The organism is Paraburkholderia phymatum (genome assembly GCF_040965635.1).
GTDB classification, from domain to species: Bacteria; Pseudomonadota; Gammaproteobacteria; order Burkholderiales; family Burkholderiaceae; genus Paraburkholderia; species Paraburkholderia phymatum_B.
In genome coordinates this window covers 59464-71711 of record NZ_JBFRCH010000033.1, presented here as the reverse complement: position 1 = coordinate 71711, position 12248 = coordinate 59464, and the positions used below count along the sequence as shown (strand labels likewise).

The window sequence follows — 12248 nt, the reverse complement described above, 5'->3', positions numbered from 1 at the left end:
ACGGCATACGACCAGCCAGGTGCGGGCGGCAAACAGCTTGCGATGGCGGAAGTCGTTGCGCAGCTCAGGGAACTGCTGACGCTGGCTGAATCGCTGGCGCAGTCCGCAGACGCGTCAAAGGCGTCGCCAGCCGACACCAGTGCGCAGAAGGCAATCAATGATGCCTTGAACGAGCTGAACAAGCCGGGTGTGCTCGTCAGCGCGCCGGGACCGGTTGGTGTCGTGTCGGGCGATGGTATCGAGCTTGGAAGCGACGGCTCGATCATCGCGACAGCAGGAAAGGGCATGCACTTCAGTGTGCTCAGGCGTTTCACCGTGGCCGCACGCGACGTTGTGTCGCTTTTCACGCAGAAGGGCATGAACCTGATCGCGGCAGCGGGGTCGGTCGTGGTGCAGGCCCAGCGCGGAAGGATGCAGCTCGCGGCACAGGAAGACCTGACGGTCGAGTCGGTTGACGGCGTGCTGCACGTGAAATCGCCGAAGGAAATCGTGCTGAATGTGGGTGGGTCGTATCTGCGCATGACGCCGGACGGGATCGAGCTGGGCACGCGAGGCGCGATCCGTCTCAGGAGTGCTGGCCTGTCGAAGACCGGTCCCACACAGCTGGACCTGGGCGGTGCCGCCTTTGCACCGAAGTTCGTACCGTTCAAGGCTGATTGCGAAGTGTGGCGCACCAACGCGAACTTTGTGCAGGAGACAGCGCCGACGCCGAAGGGGATGGAGAACACTGGGGCCGTGCCGCCTGCGCCGTCGCCCGACGGTTCATACGCGGAGTCGTTGCCGCCGCCGCAGATTCCATTTCCACCGGGGAGCGGCACAGCAGATAAGGGCAAGGTAACGATCCATGATCCCGAGAACGCATCGGGAGAGTCGCGCGACAATCCGGAACCCATTGCACTCAAAACCGCCGTACCGTGCAACTGGCAGCTCGATAAGTTCACGTCGCTTGCAAGCATGGTGCGTGAAACTCCGCGATATCACCGCTACCAGGACACCAGAATTGGACCGGAGAAAGTTGCTAACGATAGGTTCATTGATACGGGCGGGACAGCCCCGACGAAGTGCCGTTTTAGTTACGACCCAGGTAGCCGGATGCTCACAGCAAAAGTCGTGATTGCTTTCATTCCGAGGTTGCTGGTCAGAATGAACCCGGCAACGAAGGAACCGCTGCGGGATGATAGGAACAACTATGTTGTCGTAAAGTACGAGTCCATGAAAAACGGGGCGAACTCGCAGAAAACCTACGCGGAACAGCAGTTGATGCTTGTTGATCGGGACGTTGCTGAAGTCAATGCATCGGCCTACAAGAGCGAAATCGAAACAACCCTGAATCAGAGCAACTACAAGCTGATCCTTGATGGATGTCAGAAAGGCGCGGCATGCGGCTGCCGAATTTCTGTGAAGTTTTGCGTGGACATCCACGTCGTTACTGCTTCGAATGCGGCAAAGATTGACACGGATCTGACAGTCAACCTCTTCCCAGATACCGAGCGTGCAGATGCAGCCAACTGGCCCGAGGCATATTACGACAAGGATAACCGCGGAAATCCAATTACCGTTAAGCAGCAAGTTAAGGCGCATGAATGCGGGCATCTGTTCAATTTCCCCGACGAATACTGGCGGTGGGGCGGCTTCGTCCACAAGCAATATGTGAAGGACGACCTGACGCTGGACTTTGCGCTTGGTGACACCAATGCGACGGGCAATAAGACTTGGCAGATTTACTCGGCACCGAATCTGATGGGGAGTGGTGCGCTTCAGGCCACGGCTACGGTTCAACCGTACTACCTGGAGTACATCCGCAGATGGTTTTCCACTTATACAAACAAGGCCTGGCGAATCGGGTATGAAAGTAAGGCCGTATCCGGACCTGCATCTGGCGGCGCAACACCAAGTGGCAGCAATTCATCGAATGGTCCCAAACCTGGAGGTAGCAACTCGAATGTCAAGAACAATTCCACCCATGCGCTGGGGAAGTCGCGATAGTTCATACGTGTTCCGCTTATTTCGCGTTGCATCGCTAGTGTTACTGTTTTTATTCACGGGAGCAAAGAGTGTGATGGCTGCTGATTCGAACAAGTCTTCTGACCGGGTTGGTGCGTTCTCCATATCATGGTCCGGCGGCTTGCAATATGGCTCGCAGGAATACCGTTTCGACGGTGATGGAAAGTTCTCCGTGTGGCGAGGGGACACCGAAAACAGCGACGATATGACGGGTGTCGGCCTGTTCGAACTCGAATTGCAGAAATCCGAAGTGGAAGATGCGAAAACTGCGGCGGAAATACTATGCGGCAAAGACGCCCAGACTGGTGGGCCAGAGACTACCGATCCGCCCTGGAGCTTTTCGGTAACCTGCCGCGATGGAGGTCATGTAGTAACCAAGCAGGGTTCAATGCGCCTGGTTCCTGCGAGTCTACGTGAGAAGTTCTTTCGGCTAACAAACCCGTTTAGCGACCGAACCTCAGCCGAAGGAAAAAAGATCATCAAGCTGGACTTCGTGACCGACAAGGTGGAACGCAAGGATGGAAAATTTGTTGTGTCGGTGCGCTTCATCAATTCAGGAGAAAGGTGGGTCAGGTTCAGGACGCCGGATCAGATGCCTGGAACCACCGTTGACGGCCGATTGGGCGTTGGCTCATCCAGCAAGATCGAGAAGAATGGCGAACGTGACGAGAAGTCAGCAACCTGGGGTTTTGCGCTCGGCGGGCAGAAGTTGCTTAACCGGAGTGAGTTTCCCGATGGCTTTGTACATTTAAACCCTGGCGAAACCAAAACACTGACTTTTCAGACCGTTCCCGACGAGAAGGCCACAAAAGGCGAATACGAGTTTTCGGGTATTGCATATATGCACATTAAATGCGAGGGTCTGTGGCACGGACAGTCAGATCACGTCGATTTCAAACCGATCAAGACTCGTGTCATCATCGACCGCGACTACCCGTCAACGCCAAAAGAACGTGAAGAATGGGAAGCGACACATCGCACGAGCATGTTGCTTCAGCCTGTCGGGCCAGGCGAAACGTTCGCGGAAGATGGCCTGTATCGCGCCGTGCGTCTCGTTTCCGGCTCCAGCTACCGCAGTCTCCAGCTAAAGCCGTTCAAGGCCGGGGACATTGCCACGACCGAGGATGTGCGGCTGCACATGGAGTCCGCGAGTGGCACGGAACTGAACGGTCCGGTGCAATGGGTATGGGAGGGCAGCGCGCCGCAGCTCGTCAAGCCTTACTCGTCCGAATACGTTGAAGGCACCGAGCACGTCTGCAAGCCGGGAGTGCCGTGCCCGCGCAGCGGGCGCTGGATTGAGCGGACCCTGACAGACACCTGGAACGGGCGATACACATACCGGCTATCCAGCATCGTCACGCGAGAGCGCGGGAAAAGCATGCCGCCTGTCACAGGACAGCAGGATGCGGGTGTGGTCGAGTGGGAATGGGTTGGGGCCTGACATGGGAACGCGCGCCCATATTCTCCAGTATGACCGGACTACCGCAGGCGGCACCGTGCTCGATGGCATGGATGACGTAACGTGGAACGGTCGCAGGTTGAGTTACCTGGGGGCGCGAGTCCAGTGCCCCGCCTGCAATTCAGTGGGCCGGATCACACCGAACGGTGCCCGCCCGGATGACGATCTGTCTGGCAGACAACCTGCCCTGGACGGAGACTTCTGCCAGTGCGCCTGTAATCCGAAGCCAACCATGATCGCGTCGCAGGATGACTGGACGCTCGATATCTGAACCTCAAAGAACTGACCGCCATGAAATTCCGCTGGGACCAGGCCATGCCGCCTGAGCTGTCGGTGGGCAAGCCACCTCCTGTATGGGTCTATGCAGCGCTGTATCTGGTTATCGAAGTTTCCGCCTTGCTTTTGACGGTGAGTACATGGCCGAAGGGACAGCCGGTCGCTTCACAGGAGTTTGTGCTGCATACGGTTATCCTCCCGTTGCTCGCGTCGGTGTTCATTGGCATTTTCGCGTATCACGGCCTGCATGGGAGCTTTGCCTATCAAGTCGCAGTCACGAACTCTGAACGTTGGCACCTGATAACCCGCTGGCAGCGGCAGAGCCGTTCGGGCGTCGCGGTGCTCGATAGCACAATCCTTACGCCTGAGCCCGATCTCGCGGTGCACATGCTGGGACTGGAGGGAACGCCACCGGAAAATCCAGCGCGAATCATGGCGCTCGACAGCGTGGAGGGTGCGGACGGCGCATCGCGTGTTCGTGCCGTCCTGCACCAGCTTCTGACGCCTCTGATACCCGGGCTTGTGGGTGCGGTTCGTAGTCGCTCATTTGACCTCGTGTTGCAATGTGAACGACAGGAATCGTCAGAAGATGTCCGGGCGATATGGAAGGAGCTGGAACTGCCGGGGGACCCTCGCGTCAGGTGGATTAACAACGAGAAGGAAGTTGACTTCGCGGACGGCTGGTTTGAGGACGACAGGCACATGTCGTATGGCTACGAGATGGACAGGACACCAAGGTATCGCCTGTTGCTGGCGTGGCATCTGAACGACGGAGGGCCGGACGCTCGACCGACGTTTTCGGAGTCAGCCGTTGCGCTGTTGCTGGGGACAGCAACGCTTGCGCAGGAGAAGCAGAGCAATCTCCGGCAACAGGCATGGCTGTTACGTCAGATTGTCGGGGATGCTGACCTGGCAGACCGCTCGCTCGCGCTGCTGCTCGATGCGGAGCAGGTGCCGCGTGAGCGTATCCATCACTTCTGGCACTCCCGGCTCAAGGGATTGGCGCAACATGCCACGATGGGAGCGGTCGGGAACAGCGGCCTGAAGGTGGGCGAACACGCGCTGGATCGGGCTGTCGGCCCGCAGGCATCAGTGGCGCGCTGGGTTCTCCAGGCACTTGCCGCCAGGATGGCGCATTTCGGCCAGGGGGCGCAACTCGTCGCGCTACCTCGCAGCAATGGCGTTGCCCTGAACTTCGTCGTGAAGGAACGCACACCCGTCAGCGTACGGTGGAAACCGGAATACGAGTACAGCCTGTTTCCGCTCCTGGAAAGTGTTGCATGTATGACATTCGTGGCGTTAGCGCTGCTGCTGTCCGACAGCAAGGCGTGGGGCACCTATGAAACCGTTACTGTCTCTGTGGGTGCTTTCTTTTGCGTGCTGTTCGCTGGCGCGCGCATCCTGATGCGCAGGGTGTTTACCGATAACTTCTGGCGTGCATACCGGTGAGCGGCGCAAACAGACAAGTGACTTGAAAAACGCCGCGCCCGGAGACGCGGCAAAGAGGGCCGGTTGCCCCGCCCGATCGAGCGCATCGAAGATCTGCAAGGCACGTGCCGCATCCTGACAGTATGTGCAGTTCGAAAGGGCGTGTGTTGGCCCTGCGACTGATCGTGATGTAGTCCTCGAACTTTTTTTTCGCTGCATGCGGTGAACAGGTCCTGCATCGTGCTGTTCCCGATTGCGTGCAAAATAGTTCCCAGGCTTATCCCCAGAAACTGGGGATAACCTCATGGGACCCGATCACTGCGCAGCCGTCGCAGCGCCCGTCGATGCCGACGCCGCACGCGCGTCGTCGACGGGCGGATTGCCCATCGCCTGGAAGAGCGCGGCCGTGTCGTTCAATCGCGCACCCGTGTAGCGAATCTCGTCGAGCCGTGCATTGCGATACTGCTGCTCGCTCGCTCTCGCTGCCGTCACGGGCACGGCGCCGAGACGATAGCGCGCCGACGTCTCGTCGAACGCACGCTGCGCCGTTTGCGCCGCGACATTGGCCGCATCGAGAGACTGCGTGTCGTGCTCGAGCGCGGCGAGTGTATCGGCGACGTTCTGGAACGCGGCGAGCACGGTCTGCTTGTATTGCGACACCGAGGCTTCGTACGATGCGACGGCCGCGCGCCGTTGCGCGAACAATGCGCCGCCATGGAAGATCGGCTGCGTCAGCGATGCGCCGAGGCTCCAGATCGCCCCCGCGCCCGATACCGCGACGGGCCAGCTGAACCCGCCTTGTCCCATCGATGCGTTCAGCGTCAGGCTGGGAAACATCTGCGCCGTCGCAACGCCGACTTCGGCGGCGGCCGCCTTGAGCGTCGCGTCGGCGGCCTCGATGTCAGGGCGCGCCTGGAGCAGATCGGATGGCACGGACACGGGCACCTGTTCAGGCACGTGCAGCGACGCGAGATCGAGAGGCGGCGGCGCCTGGTCCGGCGTACGGCCGAGCAGCACCGCGAGCGCGTGACGCGTCGTCAGCAGTTGCTGGCGCGCGGCGGGCAGGCTCGCGGCAAGCGACGCCGCGCTTTGCTGCGCATTGAGCAGATCGCTGTGCGGCACCGCGCCGAGTTCGTAGCGGCGCTGCGTGTCGCGCGCCTGGTCATTCGCGAGCGTGACGAGGCGCTCGGTCGTCCGCACCTGCGCATCGAGCATCGACGCCGAAATCGCCGCCGTCACGATGTTCGCGGCCAGCGCGCGCCGCGCCGCGTCGAACTGATACGCCTGCACGTTCACGCGCGATGCGAGCGCCGCATTCGCAAGCCGCGACGCGCCGAAGATGTCGAACATGTACTGCGCCTGCAACTGGCCGACGAACACGTTGTATAGAAACGTGTTCGGCCCGGCTTCGGGAATCCCGAGCGCGCGTTGCCGCGTGACCTGGCCGCCGGCATCGATGCTCGGCAGCATGTTGCCGCCGATCTGCGCGCGCAACTGCTCACGCGCGGCCGTCAGGTTCTTGTCCGCGGCGGCGAGCGTCGGACTGTTGCGCAAGCCTTCGTCGACGAGCGCATTCAACTCGTCCGACTGGAACGTGCGCCACCATTGCGGTACCGCTTTCGCTCCGACGACGAACTGCTGCGTGACGCCTTGCGCGGGTACCGTTTGCGTCGGCAGCGCTTCGGCGCCGTAGTGCGCGGGCTCGGGCATCGCAGGCGGCGCGCCGTTCGGTCCGAACGAGCACGCGGCGGCGAGCAGCGAAGCCGCGGCCAAAGCGATGGAGCTGCGGGTGATCGAAGGGAGGCTCATGATCAATTCCCCGAATGTTCGGACGGCTCGGGCCGCGGATCGCGTTCGTCGCCGCGCACGCGGAACCACGCTGCGTACAGCGCGGGCAGATAGAACAGCGTGAGCACCGTCGCGCTCGTGATGCCGCCCATCAGCGCCGTGGCCATCGGGCCGAAGAAGTTCGAGCGCAACAGCGGGATCAGCGCGAGCACGGCGGCCGCCGCCGTCAGCGTGATCGGGCGGAAGCGCCGCACCGTCGCGCCGACGATCGCATCGAAACGCTTGTGTCCCTGCGCGATGTCCTGCTCGATCTGATCGACGAGAATCACCGAGTTGCGCATGATGATGCCGAACATCGCGATCACGCCGAGCATCGCGACAAAGCCGAACGGCTTGCCGAACAGCAGCAGTGTCGCGACCACGCCGATCAGCCCGAGCGGCGCCGTCAGCACGACCATCAGCACGCGCGCGAAGCTCTGCAACTGGATCATCAACAGCGTCAGCACCGCGATGATCATGATGGGCATCTGCGCGTTGATCGACGTCTGTCCCTTCGCGCTTTCCTCGACCGATCCGCCGATCTCGATCCGGTAGCCGACGGGCAGCGCCGCTCGAATCTGCGCGAGCTGTTTGTCGACGGCATGCGTGACGTCGATGCCTTGCGCGTTGCCGCGCACATCCGATTGCACGGTGATCGTCGGTTGACGGTCGCGCTCCCAGATCACGCCGTATTCGAGATCGCTGCGCAGCCGGCCGAGCGTGCCGAGCGGCACCGAGCCGTTGGGCGTCGGCATCGCGAGCGTCAGCAGTTGCGACGGGTCGACGCGTTCGTTCTTCGGCGCGCGCAGATCGACACTGATCAGCTTGTCGCGCTCGCGGTACTGCGTGACCGTGTAGCCCGATAGCGTCATCGCGAGAAAGCTCGATACGTCCGCCGACGTGATGCCCAGTTCGCGCACCTTCTTCTGGTCGACTTCGAAGCGCACCGAGCGCTCGGCCGGTTCGTCCCAGTCGAACTGCACGTTCGCCGTGCCGGGATTCGCGCGCATCGTCGCCGCCACTTTCTCCGCGATCGAGCGCACCGTGGCGATATCGTCGCCGCTCACGCGGAACTGCACCGGATAGCCGACGGGCGGGCCGTTTTCGAGGCGCGACAGGCGCGTGCGGATCGCGGGGAAATCGTTGCGCAGTTTCGGTTCGAGCCAGCGCGCGAGCTTCTCGCGATCCTCGACGGTCTTCGCGGTGATCACGAACTGCGCGAAGTTCGGCGTCTGCAATTGCTGGTCGAGCGGCAGATAGAAGCGCGGCGCGCCCGAGCCGACGAAATCCACCGAATGATCGATTTCAGGCCTGCCTTCAAGGGCTTTTTCGATCCGTTGCGCCTGGCGCAACGTCGCGTCGAACGATGCGCCTTCGGGCAGGCGCACATCGACGAGCAGCTCCGGCCGGTCCGAGCTCGGAAAGAACTGCTGCGGCACGAGCGTGAAGCCCGCCAGCGACACGACGAACAGAATGACCGTGATTGCGAGCACGACGAAGCGCCGCTCGACGCACCAGCTGATCCAGCCCGTCAGCCGCCGATAGAAGCGCGTTCCGTAGATATCGTGCTCGTGGTCGTCGGGCTCGTGCGCCTGACGCTTGCGCTCGGGGAGCATGTGATAGCCGAGCATCGGAATCAGCACGACGGCGGCGAGCCACGATGCGATCAGCGCAATCGCCGACACTTCGAAAATCGAGCGCGTATATTCGCCCGTGCTCGACTTCGCGAGCGCAATGGGCAGAAAGCCCGACACGGTGACGAGCGTGCCCGTCAACATCGGGAACGCCGTGCTCGTGTACGCGAATGCCGCGGCACGCGTGCGGTTCCAGCCCTGTTCGAGCTTCACGGCCATCATTTCGACGGCGATGATCGCATCGTCGACGAGCAGGCCGAGCGCGAGCACGAGCGTGCCCAGCGACACCTTGTGCAAGCCGATATCGAACAGATACATGCACAGTGCCGTGACGGCGAGCACGACGGGAATCGAGATCACGACGACCATCCCCGTGCGCACGCCCAATGACACGAGACTCACGATCAGCACGATCAGCACCGCCTCGGCGACGGCTTCGAGAAAATCGTCGACGGAGCGCGAGACCGCGTGCGGCATGCTTGACACTTCGACGAGCTTCAGTCCCGCGGGCAGATGCGCCTGCAATTCCGTCATCTTCGCGTCGAGCGCCTTGCCGAGCTGGATCACGTCGCCGCCCGGCTGCATCGTCACGCCAATGCCGAGCACCGGCTTGCCCTGGAAGCGCATCTGTGTGACGGGCGGATCGTCGTAGCCGCGCCTGATCGTCGCGATATCGCCGAGCCGGAACGAGCGGCCGTTGATGCGGATCAGCGTATCGGCAAGCGCGTTCAGATCGTTGAATTGCCCCGTCGGGCGCACGAAGACCCGGTCGTCGTGGGTCGTCAGCGTGCCGGACGGCGACACGCTGTTCTGCGAGTTGATCGCCTGCGCGAGCTGTTGCGGCGTGATGCCGAGGCGCGTGAGCTGCGTGTTTGCGATTTCGACGTAGACGTGCTGATCGGGATCGCCGAAATAGTCGACCTTCGCGATGCCCGGCACGCGCAACAGCACCGTGCGCAGTTCGTCCGCGTAGTCGTGCAGTTGCGCCGCCGAGAAGCCATCGCCTTCGAGCGTGTAGATGTTCGTGTAGACGTCGCCGAATTCGTCGTTGAAGAACGGGCCCTGGATGCCTGGCGGCAATGTCTGCGCGATGTCGCCGACCTTCTTGCGCACCTGATACCAGGTCTGCGGCACATCCTTGACGGGCGCGGAGTCCTTCATCGTGAAGAAGATCAGCGATTCGCCGGGGCGCGAATAGCTGCGCAGGAAATCGATCGCGGGTGTTTCCTGCAGCTTGCGTCCGATGCGGTCGGTGACCTGTTCCTGCACCTGGCGCGCTGTCGCGCCGGGCCAGAAGGTGCGGATCACCATCACGCGGAACGTGAACGGCGGGTCTTCCGACTGCGCGAGCTTCGTATAGGCGAGGATGCCGAACGCCGTCGCGAGCGTGATCAGAAAGACGACGAGCGCCTGATGGCGCAGCGCCCATGCGGACAGGTTGAAGCGTCCTTCCTCATTCTGCGCTGTGCTCATGACGCGAAATCCTCGGGGTGCAGCGGCGGCACGACGCGGACTTTTTCTCCCGCCGTCACCGTATGCACGCCTTGCCACACGACGCGTTCGCCCTCGCTCAGGCCTTGCGTGACCGCGATGGTCCGCTCGGTGTAATGCGCGACCTGCACGCGGCGCAGTTCGAGCTGATCGCTGCCTGCGCGCACGACCCATACGGCGGGCGTCGGGCCGTCATGAAAGAGCGCGGTGGAGGGCAGCGTGAACGACGCCGGCTGGCTGCTGGCGTGGTCGCGGGCGAAGTCGATGTCGGCCGTCATGCCGAGACGCACGTCCGGACCCGGATGATCGAGCGTGAGCTTCGCGCGATACGTGCGGCTCTGCGGATCTGCAGCGGGCGACAGTTCGCGCACGCGCGCATTGAACGTGCGGCCGGGCAGTGGGCCCAGCTTGACGGTCGCCGCCTGCCCGACACGCAGCGACGCGAGCGCGCCTTCGGGCACGTCGCAGACCACGTCGACGTCGCCGGACCATGCGAGGCTGTACACGGCCTGTCCCGCCGATACGTTCTGCCCCGTGTCCGCCTGTTCGGCTGTAATGACGCCCGCGTGATCGGCGGCGAGCGTCGCGTATCGGAGCTGGTCCTTCGCGAGCGCGGCCTGCTGAGCGGCCTGATCGCGCTGCGCAGCCGCCGACGCATACGAATCTTCCGTCTGTTCCACTTGCGTCTGCGCGATCAGGTTCTCATGCGCCTGTGCTCGGTCGCGGTCGAGCTGCTGCTTCGCATAGACGAGCCTGTGCTGCGCGGCTTCGAGTTGCGCGGCGGCGCTCGCGGCATTTTTTTGCGCATCGGCGGGATCGAGCCGCGCGACGATCTGGCCGTTCTGCACCACGTCGCCAAGACGCACGCGGCGCTCGATGATCTTGCCGGCGATTCGGAACGACAGCGGTGTCGAATAACGCGCCTGCACTTCGCCTGGCAGCGACGCCGCAAGCGGCAGTCCGTCCGCATGCACGGCGACGGCCACGACGGGCCGCGGCGCGGGCGCGCCGGCTTCCTTGTTGTGGCACGCGGCGAGCGTCAGCGTGCCCGCGACGACGAGCGCGCCGATCTTCGCATGACGAAGCAACGGCAGAGAAAGAGACGATGAACTGAGGCGGAGCGGCTTGCGCGCGCGAGACGACGCGCCACGATGGGAACGATTCACGATGCCTCCGGGCTGGAGAAGCAAACGAATACGGCGAGCCAGAGGCTACCGACGGCGTGCTGCTGAATGTGCTGCTGACTGTGTTGCTCACTGAGTTGCAAAGCGTGCTGCAAACCGGCCTGCGAGCGCTGCAGTTCAACTCGCATCGCATCGAGGCCCGTAATTTCACCCATTGATTGAGATGGCGACCTGCATTCTAATACATTGCTGTATCTGAATGCAAAGATGAATCTCGGGACGGATCGATGCTAGACTGTTAAATATGAAACGCCAACGACTCACGCGAGAACAGAGCAAGGACCAGACGCGCCTGCGTCTGCTGGATGCTGCGCAGGCCATTTTCATGAAGAAGGGGTTTGCTGCGGCGAGCGTCGAAGACATCGCCGAGGCGGCAGGCTACACGCGCGGCGCTTTCTACTCGAACTTCCGCAGCAAGCCCGAACTCTTTCTGGAACTGCTGCGGCGCGACCATGAGTCGATGCAGGCGGAACTGCACGGCATCTTTGAAGAAAACGCGACGCGCGAAGAAATGGAAGCGAACGTGCTGCGTTATTACAGCCGTCTGCCGCGCGACAACAAGTACTTCCTGCTATGGGTCGAAGCGAAGCTGCTCGCCGCGCGCGACGCGCGATTTCGCGTGCGTTTCAACGCGTTTCTACACGAGAAAGTCGAACAGCTGACCGAGTACATCGCCGAGTTTTCGGTGCGCGTCGGCACGCCGCTGCCATTGCCCGCGGAAACGCTGGCGCTCGGGCTGATGGGCCTGTGCGACGGCATGCAGTTTTTCTTCACCGTCGATCCGCAACACATCTCGGGTGAGCGCGCGGAAGAGGTGCTAGGCAACTTCTTCGCGCGCGTTGTGTTCGGCAGGACGATGAGGTAGAGGACGGCCGGCATCGGTCCGGCTTTTTGCAGCGCGGCTGCTCGCGCCGCACTTTATCGGGCGCAGTGCAACGCGCTCTT

8 protein-coding genes are annotated in these 12248 nt (G+C 62.2%); 5 read left to right on the top strand and 3 right to left on the bottom strand.

Annotated elements, in window-relative coordinates; genetic code table 11:
- The 4 genes from AB4Y32_RS33020 to AB4Y32_RS33005 form a co-directional block, all read left to right on the top strand.
- Positions 1-1986 (top strand): DUF2345 domain-containing protein (locus tag AB4Y32_RS33020; RefSeq protein ID WP_368725332.1); only part of this gene is annotated, 1986 nt, incomplete at its 5' end.
- 73 nt (positions 1987-2059) lie between these two features.
- Entirely contained in the window at positions 2060-3445 is a 1386-nt protein-coding gene (locus AB4Y32_RS33015; protein WP_368725331.1) for a hypothetical protein, read from the top strand.
- Positions 3408-3734 (top strand): PAAR domain-containing protein, encoded by a 327-nt coding sequence (locus AB4Y32_RS33010; RefSeq protein WP_368725330.1) that lies wholly within the window; start codon positions 3408-3410, stop codon positions 3732-3734. The genes AB4Y32_RS33015 and AB4Y32_RS33010 overlap by 38 nt, the downstream gene beginning before the upstream one ends.
- Before the next feature lie 20 nt (positions 3735-3754).
- Complete coding sequence (locus AB4Y32_RS33005) at positions 3755-5188, top strand: hypothetical protein (protein ID WP_368725329.1); 1434 nt, start codon at positions 3755-3757, stop codon at positions 5186-5188.
- A 294-nt stretch (positions 5189-5482) separates the two neighbouring features.
- Here AB4Y32_RS33005 and AB4Y32_RS33000 read toward each other — a convergent pair whose 3' ends face one another.
- The 3 genes from AB4Y32_RS33000 to AB4Y32_RS32990 are packed head-to-tail and all read right to left on the bottom strand — an operon-like array spanning position 5483 to position 11207.
- Positions 5483-6976 (bottom strand): efflux transporter outer membrane subunit, encoded by a 1494-nt coding sequence (locus tag AB4Y32_RS33000; protein ID WP_368725328.1) that lies wholly within the window; start codon positions 6974-6976, stop codon positions 5483-5485.
- Between the two features lie 2 nt (positions 6977-6978).
- A complete protein-coding gene (locus tag AB4Y32_RS32995) occupies positions 6979-10101 on the bottom strand; it encodes an efflux RND transporter permease subunit (RefSeq protein ID WP_368725327.1) in 3123 nt (1040 codons plus the stop codon).
- Complete coding sequence (locus AB4Y32_RS32990) at positions 10098-11207, bottom strand: efflux RND transporter periplasmic adaptor subunit (protein ID WP_368725336.1); 1110 nt, start codon at positions 11205-11207, stop codon at positions 10098-10100. The genes AB4Y32_RS32995 and AB4Y32_RS32990 overlap by 4 nt, the downstream gene beginning before the upstream one ends.
- A gap of 340 nt (positions 11208-11547) precedes the next feature.
- On the opposite strand from AB4Y32_RS32990, the gene AB4Y32_RS32985 reads away from it, so the two are divergent.
- On the top strand, positions 11548-12168 hold the full coding sequence (locus AB4Y32_RS32985) for a TetR/AcrR family transcriptional regulator (protein ID WP_368725326.1): 621 nt from the start codon (positions 11548-11550) through the stop codon (positions 12166-12168).
- Positions 12169-12248: the final 80 nt, after the last annotated feature.

What these genes read in the sequence shown, in the direction of transcription:
- AB4Y32_RS33015 (WP_368725331.1), top strand. Translation starts at nt 2,060, where the DNA reads ATGGCTGCTGATTCGAACAAGTCTTCTGACCGGGTTGGTGCGTTCTCC.
- AB4Y32_RS33010 (WP_368725330.1), top strand. Translation starts at nt 3,408, where the DNA reads ATGCGGGTGTGGTCGAGTGGGAATGGGTTGGGGCCTGACATGGGAACG.
- AB4Y32_RS33005 (WP_368725329.1), top strand. Translation starts at nt 3,755, where the DNA reads ATGAAATTCCGCTGGGACCAGGCCATGCCGCCTGAGCTGTCGGTGGGC.
- AB4Y32_RS33000 (WP_368725328.1), bottom strand. Translation starts at nt 6,976, where the DNA reads ATGAGCCTCCCTTCGATCACCCGCAGCTCCATCGCTTTGGCCGCGGCT.
- AB4Y32_RS32995 (WP_368725327.1), bottom strand. Translation starts at nt 10,101, where the DNA reads ATGAGCACAGCGCAGAATGAGGAAGGACGCTTCAACCTGTCCGCATGG.
- AB4Y32_RS32985 (WP_368725326.1), top strand. Translation starts at nt 11,548, where the DNA reads ATGAAACGCCAACGACTCACGCGAGAACAGAGCAAGGACCAGACGCGC.